The 17,898-nt window shown below is 51.8% G+C and carries 15 protein-coding genes; 10 read left to right on the forward strand and 5 right to left on the reverse strand.

What is annotated here, in order from left to right:
* Positions 1 to 161 precede the first annotated feature (161 nt).
* Positions 162 to 374 (reverse strand): heavy-metal-associated domain-containing protein, encoded by a 213-nt coding sequence (locus tag Q3O06_RS08425; RefSeq protein ID WP_002232550.1) that lies wholly within the window; start codon positions 372 to 374, stop codon positions 162 to 164.
* Between the two features lie 146 nt (positions 375 to 520).
* Between Q3O06_RS08425 and Q3O06_RS08430 the strand changes: the two genes are divergently transcribed.
* From Q3O06_RS08430 to Q3O06_RS08450, 5 genes are all read left to right on the forward strand, one after another.
* A complete protein-coding gene (locus tag Q3O06_RS08430) occupies positions 521 to 1,678 on the forward strand; it encodes a sugar transporter (RefSeq protein ID WP_301818412.1) in 1,158 nt (385 codons plus the stop codon).
* A gap of 128 nt (positions 1,679 to 1,806) precedes the next feature.
* On the forward strand, positions 1,807 to 3,243 hold the full coding sequence (locus Q3O06_RS08435; RefSeq protein ID WP_301818413.1) for an MBOAT family O-acyltransferase: 1,437 nt from the start codon (positions 1,807 to 1,809) through the stop codon (positions 3,241 to 3,243).
* Positions 3,244 to 3,253: 10 nt separating this feature from the next.
* Complete coding sequence (patB, locus tag Q3O06_RS08440) at positions 3,254 to 4,222, forward strand: peptidoglycan O-acetyltransferase PatB (protein WP_301818414.1); 969 nt, start codon at positions 3,254 to 3,256, stop codon at positions 4,220 to 4,222.
* Positions 4,219 to 5,412 carry an SGNH/GDSL hydrolase family protein gene (locus tag Q3O06_RS08445; protein ID WP_301818415.1) on the forward strand — a complete coding sequence of 398 codons (1,194 nt, stop codon included), beginning with the start codon at positions 4,219 to 4,221 and terminating at the stop codon, positions 5,410 to 5,412. Before patB ends, Q3O06_RS08445 begins: the two co-directional genes overlap by 4 nt.
* A 78-nt stretch (positions 5,413 to 5,490) precedes the next feature.
* Positions 5,491 to 6,429 (forward strand): nuclease-related domain-containing protein, encoded by a 939-nt coding sequence (locus Q3O06_RS08450; protein ID WP_107818936.1) that lies wholly within the window; start codon positions 5,491 to 5,493, stop codon positions 6,427 to 6,429.
* A gap of 4 nt (positions 6,430 to 6,433) precedes the next feature.
* Here the strand turns inward: Q3O06_RS08450 and Q3O06_RS08455 are convergent, their stop codons facing one another.
* Positions 6,434 to 6,562, reverse strand: a complete 129-nt coding sequence (locus Q3O06_RS08455; RefSeq protein ID WP_301818416.1) for a hypothetical protein — start codon at positions 6,560 to 6,562, stop codon at positions 6,434 to 6,436.
* Between the two features lie 50 nt (positions 6,563 to 6,612).
* Here Q3O06_RS08455 and Q3O06_RS08460 point away from each other — a divergent pair, with 50 nt between their 5' ends.
* The gene (locus Q3O06_RS08460) at positions 6,613 to 8,166 is read left to right on the forward strand and encodes a fatty acid--CoA ligase (protein ID WP_301818417.1); all 1,554 of its coding nucleotides are present in this window, start codon (positions 6,613 to 6,615) and stop codon (positions 8,164 to 8,166) included.
* A 90-nt stretch (positions 8,167 to 8,256) separates the two neighbouring features.
* Here the strand turns inward: Q3O06_RS08460 and Q3O06_RS08465 are convergent, their stop codons facing one another.
* Positions 8,257 to 10,284, reverse strand: coding sequence for a BCCT family transporter (locus Q3O06_RS08465; RefSeq protein ID WP_301818418.1), 2,028 nt, complete (start codon positions 10,282 to 10,284; stop codon positions 8,257 to 8,259).
* 297 nt (positions 10,285 to 10,581) lie between these two features.
* On the opposite strand from Q3O06_RS08465, the gene Q3O06_RS08470 reads away from it, so the two are divergent.
* On the forward strand, positions 10,582 to 12,579 hold the full coding sequence (locus tag Q3O06_RS08470) for a site-specific recombinase (RefSeq protein WP_502572642.1): 1,998 nt from the start codon (positions 10,582 to 10,584) through the stop codon (positions 12,577 to 12,579).
* A 225-nt stretch (positions 12,580 to 12,804) separates the two neighbouring features.
* Here the strand turns inward: Q3O06_RS08470 and mltB are convergent, their stop codons facing one another.
* Positions 12,805 to 13,896, reverse strand: a complete 1,092-nt coding sequence (gene mltB, locus Q3O06_RS08480) for a lytic murein transglycosylase B (RefSeq protein ID WP_301818420.1) — start codon at positions 13,894 to 13,896, stop codon at positions 12,805 to 12,807.
* Positions 13,897 to 14,101: 205 nt separating this feature from the next.
* The gene (locus Q3O06_RS08485; protein ID WP_301818421.1) at positions 14,102 to 15,529 is read right to left on the reverse strand and encodes an acyl-CoA dehydrogenase family protein; all 1,428 of its coding nucleotides are present in this window, start codon (positions 15,527 to 15,529) and stop codon (positions 14,102 to 14,104) included.
* 286 nt (positions 15,530 to 15,815) lie between these two features.
* Between Q3O06_RS08485 and yhhA the strand changes: the two genes are divergently transcribed.
* The 3 genes from yhhA to yhhC are packed head-to-tail and all read left to right on the forward strand — an operon-like array spanning position 15,816 to position 17,668.
* Positions 15,816 to 15,965 carry a YhhA family cyclophane-containing RiPP gene (gene yhhA, locus Q3O06_RS08490; RefSeq protein ID WP_167435377.1) on the forward strand — a complete coding sequence of 50 codons (150 nt, stop codon included), beginning with the start codon at positions 15,816 to 15,818 and terminating at the stop codon, positions 15,963 to 15,965.
* Positions 15,966 to 15,974: 9 nt separating this feature from the next.
* Complete coding sequence (gene yhhB, locus Q3O06_RS08495; RefSeq protein ID WP_301818422.1) at positions 15,975 to 17,084, forward strand: cyclophane-forming radical SAM/SPASM peptide maturase YhhB; 1,110 nt, start codon at positions 15,975 to 15,977, stop codon at positions 17,082 to 17,084.
* Positions 17,081 to 17,668 (forward strand): cyclophane-containing peptide 2OG-Fe(II) oxygenase YhhC, encoded by a 588-nt coding sequence (gene yhhC, locus Q3O06_RS08500; RefSeq protein ID WP_301818423.1) that lies wholly within the window; start codon positions 17,081 to 17,083, stop codon positions 17,666 to 17,668. Before yhhB ends, yhhC begins: the two co-directional genes overlap by 4 nt.
* Positions 17,669 to 17,898 lie beyond the last annotated feature (230 nt).

Raw genomic sequence — 17,898 nt, forward strand, 5'->3', positions numbered from 1 at the left:
TGATTATTGATTTTTGGCGAAACCATTTGATCATATGACAAGATGTGTATCTACCTTAACTTAATGATTTTGATAAAAATCATTAGGGGATTCATCAGTGCGGAGCGTGCTTCAGACGGCATCGGGGAAACGCAAAGGCTTCAGACGGCATTTTTGCCGCTTTATTTCAACGCGGCATCATAGCCGCCGTCTTCTACGGCTTCAATCAACGCCCCTGCATCGGTTTGCGCGGGGTCGTAGCCGACGGTCGCACTTTTGTTTTCAAGGCTGACTTCGACGCTAGCCACGCCTTTGACGCTTTCCAGTATCCGGGTAACGCTTTTGACGCAGCCGCCGCAGCTCATGCCACCGATGTCGAGGATAAGGGTTTCCATCATTTTTCCTTTCGTTGGTACTGCAATCTAACGGGCGTTATTGTAAGTCGGAGCGTGAACTTGGGCAAACGCGGAAACGGTGCGGCGGTTTGAAAAAATACGGACGCTTGCGCATAATGGCGGCAATTCCCATCAGGACAACAACAATGAACGCTTCACAAAAACCCTGGTTGAGCATCATTGCCTTGGCAATCGGCGCATTTATTTTCAACACGACCGAATACATCCCCATCGCGCTTTTGAGCGACATCGGACGAAGCTTCGGCATGGCGGCGACCGAAACGGGTGTGATGATTACGGTTTATGCGTGGATTGTCGCACTGACTTCGCTGCCGCTCATGCTGCTGACGCGCCATATGGAACGGCGCGGCCTGCTGCTGGTTCTGTTTGCGCTGTTTACCGTCAGCCATATCCTGTCGTTTGCCTCGTGGCGGTTTGAAATCCTGCTTGCCAGCCGCGTGGGGATTGCGCTGACGCACGCGGTGTTCTGGTCCATTACGGCTTCGCTGGCGGTACGCATCGCCCCTGTCGGAAAAGGGAATCAGGCATTGGGACTGCTCAGCACGGGGACGGTGATGGCGATGGTGGCGGGGATTCCGCTCGGGCGTATGGTCGGACAATATTTGGGCTGGCAGGCGAGTTTTCTGCTGATCGGCCTGTGTGCGGCGGCGGTTATGTCGGTCCTTGCCAAAAGCCTGCCGCCCCTGCCGAGTGTGAATACAGGTTCTTTAAGCAGCCTGCCCCTGCTTTTGAAACGGAAAAAACTGATGTTGCTGTATGCGATGACGGTACTGGTCATCACGGCGCACTTTACCGCATACAGCTACATCGAGCCCTTCGTCATCCAAATCGGCGGTTTCTCCGCGCGGCAGGTTACGGTGGTTCTGAGCCTGTACGGCCTGGCGGGTTTTGCCGCTTCGTACCTCTTCGGCAAATGGTTTGCCAAACATCCGCGCGCATTTTTGGCGGGCGCGGTATCGCTTATCGCCCTCTCTTCGGGGCTTTTGCTGCCTTTGGCGCATTTTCCTGCCGCCATTTACGCGCTGGTGTTCGTATGGGGGACGGCGATTGTGGTCGTCAGTCTGGGGATGGTTTCCAAAGTTTTGGATTTCGCCTCCGATGCCGCAGACCTTGCCAACTCGATTTACTCGGGGCTTTACAACGTCGGTATCGGCGGCGGCGCGCTGCTGGGGCATTGGGCTACGCAATACTCGGGCATTTCCTGCATCGGCATCGCCGGTATGTTTACGGCGGCGGCAGGTTTATGGGTATGCCTGAACCTGAACCGCCATATCCGAACCTGACTGCGCGATGCCGTCTGAAGCCCCTCCCGCCCTTCAGACGGCATTTTGATTGAAGAAATATCCGCCCCTGCTTAAAATAACGAGCTTTGCCGTGTTTTAACGCCTATTTTTTGTTCCAAGGATGGTTTATGCCGCTGCTGTCTGTCGAATTCGCACTGTTTTTTCTCGCCTTCCTGCCGCTTTACTGGGGCTTGGCGAAATACCCGTCCGTCCAAAACCTGCTGCTTCTGGCTGCCGGTATGGGCTGGCTCTACCATATCGGCCCCGTATTTGCGGCAATCATCGTCCTTTATTCCTCCTGCGTGTACCTTTTGGGCGAACTGCTCCGTTCCGATCGCGAAAGTACGCGCCGTTTCTGGCTGGGGTGCGGCATTGCCGCCTCGCTGACCGTCTTGGGCTTTTTCAAATATTTCGATTTTTTCCGCCCGCTGATTGCACAATATGCCGGACAAGGCGGCGCAATCGACATCCTGATGCCGCTGGGGCTTTCGTATTACACCTTCCAGTCGATCGCCTATCTGGTTTACTGCTTCCGTGCGCCGCACGCCGCGCGTTTCGGGTGGCACGAGCTGCTGCTGCACCTGAGTTTCTTTCCCACCGTTACCTCCGGCCCGATTATCCGCGCCGCCGCATTCAAAAGCGCGGACGGCGAACAGGCGGGCGCACTGGCGCAAATCCGCACCCGCCAACCGCGCTCACCCGTCCGCCCCGCACTCGCCGTTTCCCTGATTCTGCTGGGTATTGCCAAAAAATGGTGGCTGGCGGGGATGCTGGCGGAAAACTGGGTGTCGCCCGTATTTGAAAACCCCGCCCAATTCGACGGCTGGGGCGTATTGGCGGGCGTGTACGGCTATACCTTCCAACTCTTTTTAGACTTTTCCGGATATTCCGACTTGGTTATCGGCATGGCAATGCTGCTGGGCTTTAGGCTGCCCAAAAACTTCTCCGCACCGCTTCGTGCTTTAAACATCCGCGCATTTTGGGACAAATGGCACATCAGCCTTTCCACCTGGATACGCGACTACATCTACATCCCCTTGGGCGGCAGCAAAAAAGGCTTTTTACGGACACAGCTCAACCTGATGGCGGCAATGGTGCTCTCGGGCATCTGGCACGGCTACGGCTGGAACTTCCTCATTTGGGGCGCGCTGCACGGCACGGCACTGGTGCTGCTCAACACGGGCGACCGCTATTTCGGACGCGACGCACTATGCCGTCTGAAATACCTTGCGCCGCTCTCGTGGCTCATTACCTTCCATTTTGTCTGCCTGACCTTCGTCGTCTTCAATACCGCAAACCCCGACGATGCCGGCGCGGTTTTCAGTGCCCTCTTTGCTAATGCCAACGGCTGGAATGCGCCGCAACAGGCAAACATGCTGCTGCTTGCCTCGTTTGCATCCGTCATGCTGCTCTACCCTTACCTGCAACGCGCTTTCGACGGTGTGGTCAAAGGTTTGGAAAAAATCCCGATGTGGCTGTGGTTTATCCCCGTTTCCGCCGTCCTGCTGCTGATTATCGTATTCGCCCCTTCGGGGATACCCGGCTTTATTTATGCCAATTTTTAAGGGTTTGGACATGAAACACTTTCTTTCCCTTTTCGCCTCCATACTGATGTCTGCCCTGATTGCCGCGTGGTTTGCCCAAAACCCCATCAACGCCTACTGGCAGCAGACCTACCACCGCAACAGCCCGCTCGAACCGCTTGCCGCCTACGGATGGTGGCAAACCGGTGCGGCGTTGCAAGAAAACGCCTACGCCTTTTCAGACGGCATCAAAGCCTTCCTGTCCGGCGAAACGCCGTCGACGGCTCAAGGCGGCGGTTCGACAGATATGCCGTCTGAAGCCGCCGCATCCGAAGCCGTCCCTCAAACCGGTGAAACAGAATGGAAACAAGACACCGAAGCCGCCGCCGTCCGCAGCGGCGACAAAGTCTTTTTTGCCGGCGATTCGCTGATGCAGGGTGTTGCACCCTTCGTGCAAAAAAGCCTGAAACAGCAATACGGCATCGAATCCGTCAACCTCAGCAAACAAAGCACAGGGCTGTCCTACCCCTCATTCTTCGACTGGCCGAAAACGATTGAAGAAACCCTGCAAAAACATCCCGAAATCAGCGTGCTCGCCGTCTTCCTCGGTCCGAACGACCCGTGGGATTTTCCCGTCGGCAAACGCTACCTCAAATTCGCTTCCGACGAATGGGCGCAAGAATACCTGAAACGCGTCGACCGCATCCTTGAAGCCGCACACACGCACCACGTCCAAGTCGTCTGGCTCGGCATCCCCTACATGAAAAAAGCCAAGCTAGACGGGCAGATGCGCTACCTCGACAAACTGCTTTCGGAACATTTGGAAGGCAAAATCATCCTGATTCCCACCGCGCACACCCTGAGCGGCGGAGAAGACCGCTACACCGACTCCGTCAACATCGACGGCAAATCCGTCCGCTACCGCAGTAAAGACGGCATACACTTTACCGCCGAAGGACAAAAACTGCTGGCGGAAAAAATAATGGAAAAACTCACTTTTACACCAGGCCGACAACCATGAACCTCAGACACTTCATCACATTTTCCGCCCTGTTCGCCGCAACCCAGGCAAACGCCCTGCCCGTTGCCTCCGTCAGCCTCGACACCGTTACCGTTTCCCCGTCCGCGCCCTACACCGGCGAAGACGGCCTCTTGACCGATTACAGCAACGCCGCCGCCTCGCCTTGGATGAAAAAACTCCAATCCGTCGCACAAGGCAGCGGCGAAACCTTCCGCATCCTGCAAATCGGCGACTCGCATACCGCCGGCGACTTCTTTACTGACACCCTGCGCAAACGCCTGCAAAAAACATGGGGCGACGGCGGCATAGGCTGGGTTTACCCCGCCAACGTCAAAGGGCAGCGTATGGCGGCCGTCCGTTACAGCGGCAACTGGCAAAGCCTCAACAGCCGAAGTGCCGCAGCAGACTTCCCCCTCGGCGGCATCCTCGCCCAAACCGGCAGCGGCGGCAGTATGACCCTGACCGCATCGGACGGCACGGCAGGCAGGCAGCGCGTTTCCCTGTTTGCCAAGCCCCTGCTCGCCGAACAAACCCTGACCGTCAACGGCAACGCCGTCCCCGCCAACGGCGGCGGCTGGCAGGTACTGGACACCCGCGCGGCACTGCCCCTGACCATACACACCGAAATGCCGTGGGACATCGGCTTCATCAATATCGAAAACCCAGCCGGCGGCGTTACCGTTTCTGCGATGGGCATCAACGGCGCACAATTGACCCAATGGTCGAAATGGCGTACCGGCCGGATGGGCGACCTTGCCCAAACCGGCGCCGACCTGGTCATCCTCGCCTATGGTACCAACGAAGCCTTCGGCGACAACATCGACATTGCCGATACCGAACAAAAATGGCTGGATACCGTCCGCCAAATCCGCGACAGCCTGCCCGCCGCCGGCATCCTCATCATCGGCGCACCCGAATCCCTGAAAAACACGCTCGGCGTATGCGGCACACGCCCCGTCCGCCTGACCGAAGTCCAACAGATGCAGCGGCGCGTCGCCCGTCAGGGGCAGACGATGTTTTGGTCTTGGCAAAACGCGATGGGCGGCGTTTGCAGTATGAAAAACTGGCTCAACCAAGGATGGGCCGCCAAAGACGGCGTACACTTCTCCGCCAAAGGCTACCGGCGCGCGGCGGAAATGCTCGCCGACAGCCTCGAAGAACTCGTCCGCTCCGCACACGCAAAACCGTAAACCCAAGACTTTCAGACGACATGAAAAATACAGATGCCTTCTGAAAATACTGTAAATAGAAAACATCAAGGAAACAATATGATTATTAAAGATTCTGATAATCGGGAAAATGATTTGTCGGAATTAAACCGGCTGCTTGAGTTGCCACAGCTGTCCCAAGAGCAGAAAAATCAGATTCAGAGAGAAATCCGCAACATCCAGTCTGGATTAAAAGGTGAAAAAGAAGCTGCTTATCAAATCAACTTCCTCTATGGAAACAACAAAAATTGGGCAGTCATTCATGATTTACGCTTAGAGTTGGAAGGACATTCCGCGCAGATTGATCACTTATTAATCAACCGTTTCTTAGAAATCTATGTTTGCGAAAGCAAACGGTTTGGCGAAGGTATTGCCATTAATGAATATGGGGAATTTTCGGCATTTTACCAAGGTAAACCCTATGGCATCGCTTCACCTATCGAACAAAACAACCGTCACCAGTTGTTTTTGTCCAGACTGTTCAGAAGCGACGAAATCGAACTGCCCGTCAGAATGGGGTTGAAAATGAAGCCCTCCCTGCACAGTCTTATTTTGGTTGCAAATTCTGCCATTATCCATCGGCCCAAGAACAGTCAAAATCCGAAAGAGTTGGAAAGAATTATTAAGAATGAGCAGTTGAAAAAACGGATTGACAAAGATATTGATGAAATCAGCCCATCTGCCTTTCTGCATCAAATGGCTTCCATGTCAAAAATTGTATCCGCAGACACGGTTATGGACTTAGCTCAAAAACTGGTCAAACTTCATAAACCGTTACAAATTGATTGGAAGGCGCGCTTTGGTATTGCGGAGCCAGAAAACACCCCTGAAACAAACCCTAAAGATAAAACACAGCCCATACCCGCTCGACGTTTGTTCTGCTGCTCATGCCATAAAACCGTTTCCGAGAATGTGGCTAAGTTTTGCTGGCAGAATAAAGTAAAATTCAACGGCAAAGTCTATTGTTTCACTTGCCAGAAAACTGTCGGACAAAAATAGTGTTTCAGACGGCATTCGCCTCAGGCATCGGAAGGACGGGGGCGAACCTCCGGCATACGGCGCAAAGGCGGCGTTTGATATGCCGTCTGAAGGCAAAGATGATAAACTGCCGCTTTCCGTTTTCAGACGGCATATTGTTTTCAAATGAGGGCGTTCGCCGTCCGCAACCATAAAGGAAGTTTCATGAACCGGACTTATGCCAATTTCTACGAAATGCTGACCGCCGCCTGCCGCAAAAACGGCAACGGCACGGCAGTGTTCGACGGCAAGGAAAAAACCGCCTACCGCGCGCTCAAGCAGGAAGCCGAAGCCGTTGCGGCGTATCTGCAAAATATCGGCGTGAAGTTCGGCGACACAGTCGCGCTGGCGGTTTCCAATTCCACAGAATTTATTACCGCCTATTTCGCCGTCTCCGCCATCGGCGCGGTCGCCGTGCCGATGAACACATTTTTGAAAAACAGCGAATACGCGTATATCCTGAACGACTGCAAGGCGCGCTTCCTGTTCGCCTCGGCCGGCCTGTCCAAAGAATTGGCGGGCTTGAAGGTGCAAACGCCCGTCGAAAAAATCATTTGGACGGGCCAAAGCCGGCCGGCCGGCGAAACGGCGGAAGGCGATGCCTTTTTTGAAGACGTGCGCCGCTTCCCCGAGAAACCCGACTTGGGCCGACAACCCCGGATAAATGATTTGGCACATATCATCTATACCTCCGGCACGACGGGGCATCCCAAAGGCGCGCTAATCAGCTACGCCAACCTGTTCGCCAACCTGAACGGCATCGAACGCATCTTTAAAATTTCCAAACGCGACCGCTTTATCGTTTTCCTGCCGATGTTCCACAGCTTCACGCTGACGGCTATGGTGCTGCTGCCGATTTATATGGCGTGTTCGATTATTTTGGTCAAATCCGTTTTCCCGTTTTCCAACGTTTTGAAACAGGCACTGCTCAAACGCGCGACCGTGTTTTTGGGCGTGCCCGCGATTTACACCGCGATGAGCAAGGCGAAAATCCCTTGGTATTTCAGATGGTTCAACCGCATCCGCCTGTTTATCAGCGGCGGCGCGCCTTTGGCGGAACAAACCATCCTCGATTTCAAAGCCAAGTTCCCCCGCGCCAAATTGCTGGAAGGCTACGGACTGAGCGAAGCCTCGCCCGTCGTCGCCGTCAATACGCCCGAGAGGCAAAAAGCCCGCAGCGTCGGCATCCCCCTTCCCGGTTTGGAAGTCAAAGCCGTCGATGAAGAATTGGTCGAAGTGCCGCGCGGCGAAGTGGGCGAACTGATCGTCAGAGGCGGTTCGGTGATGCGGGGCTACCTCAATATGCCTGCCGCCACCGATGAAACCATCGTCAACGGCTGGTTGAAAACGGGCGATTTCGTTACCATAGACGAAGACGGCTTCATCTTTATCGTCGACCGCAAAAAAGATTTGATTATTTCCAAAGGTCAAAATGTCTATCCGCGCGAGATCGAAGAGGAAATCTACAAACTCGATGCCGTCGAAGCCGCCGCCGTCATCGGCGTGAAAGACCGTTATGCCGACGAGGAAATCGTCGCCTTCGTCCAATTGAAGGAAGGTATGAATCTGGGCGAGGACGAAATCCGCCGCCACCTGCGTACCGTGCTGGCAAATTTCAAAATCCCCAAACAGATCCACTTTAAAGACGCGCTGCCGCGCAACGCTACGGGCAAAGTATTGAAACGGGTGCTGAAGGAGCAGTTTGAAGGAAACAAATGAACGCCGTGCCGTCTGAAGCCCCGTCCGGCAAAAAAATGCGGTGAATCAGATTCACCGCATTTTTTTTGGCAAACGCCGGAGAAAAGGCATTTACTCTGCCAATTCCACCTGCTCGTGCGCCATCAGTTCCTGACCGACATCATCCAACAACATCAAATAACGTTCGTAATTTTTCAAAATGTCGGCAATCAGCTCGTCCTTGTTCATATACTGCACATCGTACCCGACGCGCCCGTCGAAAAAATAAGCATAGGGTTTGTAAGTTGTCTGGTGCCGGATATGCGGCAGGTTGCCGTCGTTAATCAACTGGTCGGATACATCCTGCCCGACAGACTTAATCCCGTACATAAAATCGCGCATCGTCTCTTTCCGAATGACGAACTCGATTGCGGGCTCGTCCTGATGAAACATCTTATCGACCCGGACGCTCAAGCCGTATTCTTCCGAAAGCTCCCGTTGCAACTCGTGCATAGCGGGCGATGCGGTATGTTTGAGGAATTTTAAAATATCCTGCTCCTGCGTCTGGCTCATTATCCGCACCAGCCGTTCTTTCCACTTGCCGCCCGTCCAAAATACACTGGTAGGGTTAACCCGGGTCTCAAAATATTTCTTATCCGCACTCAAGCCTTTCCACAGGCTGAAACACATTATCAGCATCAGCAGGGCAAACGGCAGGGAAACAATCAGGGTCATAGACTGCAGGTTGCCTAACCCGCCCGAGCGCATCAGCAAAACGGCAACGGCAGACATCAGCACGCCCCACATAACCGCCTGCCACCGTGGCGCGCTCAAGCCTTTGTCCCGAGAGGTAATATTGTTCAGGACATAAATCCCGGAATCGGCAGAAGTTACAAAAAACAGGGAAATGACCAGCAGGCTGACGATGCTCGTCAATTCAGGCAGGGGGAGGTAATTAAAGAATTTAAAAAGCAGCGTTTCCGGAGAGGAGGTCATCTTTTCGAGCATTCCCCCCGCAACCCCGTCATTCAGCCAAATCGCCGTATTGCCGAAGACGGTAAACCACAAAACGCCGAACAGGCCGGGGATGAGCAAAACCCCGAAGACAAACTCGCGGATGGTGCGCCCCTTTGAAATACGCGCGATAAACAAACCCACAAACGGCGCCCAAGAACACCACCACGCCCAATAAAGCACCGTCCAAGACTCAAACCACGGCTTGTGTTCCCGTTCGTACGCATAAGTTTTAAAACTGAGGCGCACCAGATTTCCGAGGTAGTTCCCTATGTTGTCGCCGAATGCCGACAACAGGTAAACGGTGGGTCCCGCCGCCAAAACAAAAAACAGCAGCAAAAACGCAAGGCCCAGGTTCAACTCGCTCAACACCTTCACGCCCTTCCCCACGCCGGATATTGCCGAAACGACGGCGAGGGACATGACGGCGGCGATAATCAAAACCTGCACGCTGAAGCTGTTTTCGGCAATCCAGCCCATTTCCTGCAATCCGGCGCCCAGTTGCGAAGCCCCGAACCCCAATGTGGTGATGATGCCGAAAAAAGTAGCAAGCAACGCCATAATATCAATGGCATCGCCGAACCTTCCGGAAATTTTTTCTTTCAACAGGGGGTAAAAACAAGAACGCAGGGCAAGCGGCAGCTTGTAGCGGAAACCGAAATAAGCCAAAGCCAATGCAATCGTACCGTACACCGACCAAGCGTGAACGCCCCAATGGAACACCGTGTACAGCAATGCCTGCTGCTGCCTGTGTTCCGGCGTACCGGCCGTAATGTCCGAAAAATAATGCATCAACGGCTCTGCCACGCCGAAAAACATCAGACCCACGCCCATCCCGGCCGCAAACAGCATCGCCAGCCACGACAGGAAGCCGAATTCCGGCACATCTTCATCCCGTCCGAGCCTGATGTTTCCCAAACTGCTGACCGAGAGTATCAGCAGGAAACCTAGAAAAATGGAAAACGTTAAAACATAAAACCAGCTGAACTCGGTAAAAATGACTTCTTTTGCCCGGTCGAGCCACATCTGCACCTGATCCGGCACGGTTAAAACCAATACCACCAAAACACACACGAAAAACAAAGTCGTCAAAATAACCATCGGATTAAATGACGTTCGGCTTTCTATAAATTCAGACAGGGACAAACCTTCTCACTCCTTTGTTAAAAACAGACAAACCCGGTCATCGGGCAAAGCGGTCAAAACCTGCCGGCAAAATACCGGCTTCCGGATGACGAAATGCACAAACCGGCCGAAATTGTTATAATCGAAAAAATTAAAAATCAATACAGATTATTCTATCAGATTGATTTATCGATATTTATTATATCATTAATATAGTTTGATTTCAAACCGGCGGAAAATGCGCCGCCTTCCGCAGGCGCGCCCTCCCCGCCATCGGGGCGTTTAACGCCGGATTGCCGATGCGGTACAATGGCTGATATGAAGAAAATTACCCCTCAAAACCTGCGCCCCCTGCTTTCGGAAAGCTTGGGACATACCGATTTTGTCAACGTCCTCAACGCATTGATTAAATTTTTGCGCCGTGGCGGCAAAAAATGCGCGGGGGAGCGTTTCGACCTGATTATCGACACATTCAAACAAGACAGGGAATTGCTGTCCCGCTTCAGCCGGTGTTTTTACATCTGGCTCGCGCAAATACACATTTATCCGGCACTCATCAAACTCGGCATCTTCTCGCGCCACAGCTTTGCCCGGGAAATGGGCATACGTATATACGAACGCTTCAGCCCGTCATATAAAGATTTTGCCAACTTGGGCGAAGTCTTCCTTTATCTTTTTCATTCCGAAAACGACGACAAATGGCTGCAAACGCTCAATATCCGCCAATGGCTGGTTTTATACGAACTCATCCGGAGCCACGCCGAGCCGTCCAAATTGCAGACGGCGGGCATCCGCCTTGCCGATGCGCGTTTGCGCGCCATCGAAATGCTGTCTGTCTGGACGGCATCCGAAGCCATCGAACCCGACCTCATCCGCATCGCCCCGCGCCTGCTGGAAGCCGATTCTTCCTTCGTCGCCCTCCAACGCGAAACCGCCAAACTGGTCGAACACTACCGCAACGGCACCACGCCTTACGACACCGCCCACCTCGAAGTGATGTTCGACCAATGTTTCAGCCAGATTGACTATTTGCGCCGCAAAGGGACGGGCGCCGGCTCCGGTTCGTCGGTCAAAGTCGCCCACCTGCTCGAACGGCTCCGGCAGACCGTAGACCGTCTGAAGCTGCTTACCGACATCCAAACCGGTATCGGCAACAGCAACCGCCTGACCATCGCGCTGATGAACTCCCTCATCTACGCGGCAGTCGAACAATACAGCACCCGCCACCTGCGCCGCAGCAGCATCCGTATGCTCGCCCGCAGCATTACCGAAAACAAAAGCCACCACGGCGAACACTACATTACCCGCAACCGCAAAGAATATTTCAAAATGTTCTACTCGGCGGCAGGCGGCGGCATCATCATCGCCCTGATGGCGCTGCTCAAAATCCGCATCGGCACACTCGGCCTCAGCCCCTTCCTCACTTCCTTGTCGGCGGGGTTCAACTACGGCATCGGCTTTATGATTATCCATATGCTGCACTGCACCGTCGCCACCAAACAGCCCGCGATGACTGCCGCCAGCTTTGCCGAACAGGTCGATCTCAACGAAGGCGGCAAAGCGGTGGACAACAAACTCGCCAAGCTCCTCATCGACGTATGCCGTTCCCAAAGCGTCGCCGTCTTCGGCAACGTTTCCATCGCCATCCTTTTGGCGTGCGCCATATCGTTCGGCTATGCCCATCTGTACCGGCTACCCATACTCGATGCCCACACCGCCGCCTACCAGTTCAAATCCATAGACATCATCAATCATCCGACCCTATGGTATGCCGCCATTGCAGGCCTGTGGCTGTTCTGCTCCGGCATCATCGCAGGTTTTTTCGACAACCGCGCCGACTACCTCAACCTGCGCCAACGCCTGCCCTTCAATCCCTTGTTGCGCAAAATCATGCGCCCCAAACCCCGCCGCGTCCTCGCCGCCTACATTCACAAACACTACGGCTCGCTGGTCGGCAACTTCATCTTCGGTATGCTCTTGGGCATGACCGGCTACTTCGGACACCTCCTCGGTCTGCCGCTGGACATCCGCCATGTCGCCTTCTCCTCTGCCAACCTCGGCTACGCCGCCGTCAGCGGCAACGTCGGCTTGGGCACATTCCTGCTCGGCATTTGCAGCGTCCTCGCCATCGGCCTGGTCAACCTATGCGTCAGCTTCAGCCTCGCCCTCTTCGTCGCCCTGCGCTCGCGCGGCACGAAAATCGGCAGCATCCGCAACCTGATCAAAAGTTTTTGGAATCAGATTAAAAGCAATCCCTGCATACTTTTCCTCCCGCCCGCCAAAGGACAGGGACACCCTCCTTCGGACAAGCCTTAACCGGCAATGCCGTCTGAAGCGGGCTTCGCCCCGAATACCACCCTGATGCGGAAATCCCCATAAAAGGATGCAAAAATGCCGTCCGAACCGAAACTTGGTTCAGACGGCATTTTATAGTGGATTAACAAAAATCAGGACAAGGCGACGAAGCCGCAGACAGTACAAATAGTACGGCAAGGCGAGGCAACGCCGTACTGGTTTAAAGTTAATCCACTATAAAAAACATTACAATCCCGGGCCGCCAAGCGAATTGGCAATGTCCCTGACCGCCGTTACATACATCCGGCTGTGGTTGTACTGCCATACCGTATAAAAATTGTTCAAGCCCAAATAATATTCAAACACACCGGGTGCGGTTTCCAGTTTGAACAAAACCGCCTTTTCATCATCTGCAAGCTCTTCGCCGGGGATGATGCCGTACGCCTTCAAATCCGCCACCGTCCGCGTCAGGGCGGTTTTTTCGCCAATGATTGCCTGGACATCCGCACCCGGGGCCAACGTCGCCGGCACCAGCATTTTGCCGCCCGTGCGCCAACCGTGCTGCTTCATATAATTGGCAACCGATGCCGCAACATCGCCGACGTTGCCCCATATGTCCCGATGTCCGTCCCCGTCATAATCCACCGCCCATTTCCGGTAGCTCGAAGGCATAAATTGCGGCATCCCCATCGCGCCCGCATAGCTGCCTTTAAAGGCGAAAACATCGCCGCCCTCTTCTTTTGCCAGCTTTAAAAGCTCGACCAATTCGTTTTGGAAGAACCCGGCGCGGCGGGGGTAATCGAAGCCTAAAGTCGCCAATGCGTCCGCCACCCGGAAACTGCCCGTATTTTTGCCGTAATTCGTTTCAATCCCGATAACCGCCACGATAAGCTCGGCAGGCACGCCGTATTTTTGTGCCACATCATCGACAACCGCGCGGTTTTCCGCATAAAACCGGCGCGCGCCGTGAAATTTCGCCCTGCCCGAATTTCCCGTGCGGAACTCATACCACGGACGCGATGTGGAAGGACGGTGCATAATATTGATGATGCCGGCCTTGTAAGCCGCTTTGTCAAAAAAATCCTGCCATTCCGCCCGGGAAAAATCCCCTTTCCCGACCTCATCGTCCACAAAACGGCGGACATTTGCATTGGCGGCAAACCCGCCCTCGGCGACCGGTACGGCTGCCGCGTCAAACGCGGGGCGGCTTTCTTTTTTCATTTCATCCGCGCGTGGGGCTTGGGCTTCATTTGCCCGAGACGGGCGGGCCTCCATCGCCGTACAGGCAGACAAAGCCGCCAAACAAATTGCCAACGGCAGTATTTTTCTCTTTTTCATCAATACGTTCCGAACAAATAAGGTAAGTGGGAAATGTAGCAAAACAAGGGCGTGGCGCGAAATGCGGCATCCGGCGTAATCGGCGGCTTTGCGGAATGCCGCGCGTTGCCTTTTGCACCGCCCGAAATCCGTGTGCCACCGCCAGAAATGCCGTCTGAAGGCACGTTCCCCCTTCAGACGGCATTGCCTGCTCCGTATTTGCCCGCTATCCGCAATATCGGCAGTCTAAGATGTCTTTGCGGATGTCGTTTGACAAGAAGGCTGCGGTGTCTTCGTGTTCCGCCTGTACGAAGGCGAAAAGTCGGGCGATAATTTTGCCGATGAAGACTTTTTGCAGGGCGCAGGCATCGGTCAGGGTGTGTTCCTGCAGGAAGCTGCGGATGTCTTCGGGTAAGGTGTAATCACGGGCGACGGCGGCAAAGCGGGCATCGGTTTGCAGGCGGTCGAGCAGGGTTTGGTTTTTGTCCAACCTGATGCCCGCTTCTTTTTCTTCGGCGGTGGCGCGGACGAACTGGTCGTAAATTTCGGCATAAAGCATATCGTTCGGGCCTTCAAAAATCGTGAAGGGGCGGATGTCGATAGCGATATTGCCGGCGGTGTGTCCGCGTTCAAAACCCTTCGCACCCAAGAGTTTTTGCAACATTTGCGCGGCGGCGTAAGTGTATTCCGTGGCGAGGGTTTTGATGATGTTCGCCTCCATCAGCTGATGGGCGACAGGCGCGACGGGCGAAACGGAATGGCAGACGTAGCGGTAAAGAATCTCGGAAACCTGATGGCGGCGTTGGATTTCGCGACGTTCGTAATCGACGAATCTGATGTCGTGGCGGACGTATCGGTTCAGGTTTTCAAGGATGTATTCCATAATGCCGTGCGTCATGCCGATCAGTTGCAGGCGGCTGCGGATAAAGATGTTTTGGAACGCGCGCAAACCGGCGGCGTCGCCCTGAGAGAGTTTCATCACGGCAGTTGCAGGCATTTCGGCATCGATGCGGTTGACGGCGTAACGGACGGCGCGCAGGCCTTCGGATGCGAGGGTTTCGCAGCGGATATATGTTTTGGGGACGAGCAGCAGGTCGATGACTTTGGCGAGTTTGCCGTTTTTGCGCTCTTTGGCGGCAACGAGGAGGAAGTCGCTTTGCGAGTTGCCCTGCCAGTATTTCGCGGCGTTGACGTAAATGGTTTTATCGTCGGTATATTCGTAGTAGGACTGCATTTCGCGGGCAATCGCCGCGCCAGAGGTTTCGGGTTCGGTAATGCCCAAACCGCCGCCCTCGCCTTTGAAAATCATCTCCAAACCTTGCGCGACTTGCGCTTCGCCGCCGAACTCTTGCAGAGGCTGCAACACCAGCGCGCCTTCGATGCCGGTACGCAGCGTAACGGGCACGCCGTAATGCCCCGCAATCCTCAAGACTTCTTGGATTTCAAACTGGCTGCCCTTGCGGCCGCCGTGTTTTTTGTCGAGGAAGGGCAACAGCAAACCCGCCTGCTTCAAGGCAAGCCATTTGTCTTCAGGCAGGTATTGCATGAGGTTAATGCCGTCTGAAAAAATGCGGCAGAATGCGGATTCGATGTGCTTTAAAAAAGCAGCCGTGTCCATAGTTGACGGCTGCGCGCTCGGTTCGGTGTGTATCATCGGCTTCCTCTGTCGGTTCCCATTAATCGGCGGCCGGTCAAACCGCCTGCCACAGTTTAGAGTTAATTTTCTAAACTTTATACCACAAACTTACCTAGGCAACAATGATTATCGGACAGCTTGAATAACTCACAACGCAGCAGCTGCAGCCGTTTCCAAATTTAATTATAAAATATTAAAAATAACATATTGATTTTTAATAAAAACTAATTGTTTACATTATATATATATAATGGCAACCGTACTGCTTTATTAAATCTTCCCAACCATTATGATGGAGGCTTAAATGCTGAATAAAAATCACTTAATTAACCCAAAAATGCCGATTAACCACCCATTACTTTCTCGATTAATTAAAGAAGTTGAGAATGAGCAGAAAACAGCGATGATGCTCAAATATGACCGCACGCACAACCGCCATAACCGTGGTCAGTAATATTAAGTTATGATTGATACTGTTTTATTGAAGGTCGCCAGTAGGTGTAATCTAAATTGCACCTACTGTTATGTGTACCATTTAGGTGATGACGGTTGGAAAGACAATCCCAAACTGCTTAGTGAAAAAGTTATTGATGATATTGAGGAATCTTTGTTTAATTTATACTCTTTTCAAGGAAAAAGTTTTGCGATTGTTCTTCATGGCGGCGAACCTTTTTTATTGCCAAAACATCGACTTGAATATTTATTGAAAAAATTGCGGCATAGATTGCCTGAATACACTACTGTTTCAATTCAAACTAATGGGCTTCTTCTTACAGAAGAATTGATTACACTTTGTTATACATATAACGTAACTATTTCTATCAGCTTGGATGGTCCGCAAAACATCAATGATGAAATGAGGCTGGATCATTTAGGACGTGGTTCATTTTACCGCATTATGGATAGTCTTCGCCTAATAAAAAATCATCCATTTTCAAATCAAGTTTTTACTGGTTGCTTGGCTGTTATTAACCCTTTAAGCAACCCTAAAGAGGTTTATAATTTTTTTAAAAAATTAAATATTCCAAGTGTTAATTTCTTAATGAGAGACGGCAATCATGACCGGTATCCCTTTGGGAAATCAAGTTTTGAATCATTAGAATATGGAAAATGGTTAGAATCTTTATGGAATTTATATTTCTATGACCCCAATCCTATCCCTATAGCATTTTTTGACAACTACATTAAACTGCTGATTGGAGGGTTTAGTTCGAAAGAGGGAACAGGAACTGAAACTTCAGGCATTTTGATTATTGACACAAATGGAGATATTACCAAGAACGATACCCTAAAAAGCACAAAGAATCGGGCAGACAGATTCGAGTGTTCGTGGAATGTATCCAAGAATAATTTAATAGAACTAATCCAATCTGATGAATTTAAGGATTACTTGGAACTTCAAAATCCAACATCAAAAAAATGTAAAAATTGTCGCTATTTGTCAATCTGTGGCGGTGGGATGCCCCTATATCGTTGGAGTGATAAAAACGGATTTGATAATCCATCCGTATTCTGCCAAGACCACATATATATCATTGAAACCATATCAAACACATTAGAAAAATATCTATGAAGATAAATACAAATAATATTCAATGCAATAAAATACCTTTTCCTCATGCTTTTTCTAAAAATCTTTTAGATGAGCAACAAGCAAAAGATATTTTAGAATGGTTGAAAATTGCCCCTTGGCATTTAACTATTACAGATTTCTACAGCCAGTACGAATTTTTACTTGATATACAGAATGTACCAAAAAACCTACAATTCTTGATTAGCGATGAAACAAAGCAAAGATTAAAGAATTTAATGGAGAATTTATTTTCATGTCAATTAAAGGATACTGTCGAGATAGTTGCCCATCGCTTATTAGACAATCAAATCATCAAAATTCACAATGATTACATTGAAGAAGCTGATTTTGAAACTGAATCGCATCGCCTGCTTATTCAACTAAACCACGGCTGGCCTGCTGATAATGGCGGATACTTAATGATTTTTAACAGCGAAGATCCACAGGATATAGCTAATATAATTTTACCGGAGCATCGAAGTATGTTCGCATTTGAAATATCAAGGGAATCTCATCACGCCGTTAGCAAAATTTATGCCGGTTGCCGCTACACCCTGATTTTTAATTTCTACAGAAATAAATAAATCTTATTTGATAAAACATGTTTCAACAAACAGGACGGCACATAAAAGCGTCGCCCTGTGTGCCGTCCTGAATGGGGGGGGCACTTTCACATCCGATTAGATTCTATTGCCATAAGTGGCAAGGCTTCAACCCAAAGCACTCCTTCCGATGAGGCGTAATATATAAGGAGTTGAGATAAAGATTATCTTCCCCCTTGATACTAATAATGCCGACATATTTTATATTTTCG

Origin of the sequence: Neisseria maigaei, from assembly GCF_958267405.1 — a bacterium.
Classification (GTDB): Bacteria; Pseudomonadota; Gammaproteobacteria; order Burkholderiales; family Neisseriaceae; genus Neisseria; species Neisseria bergeri.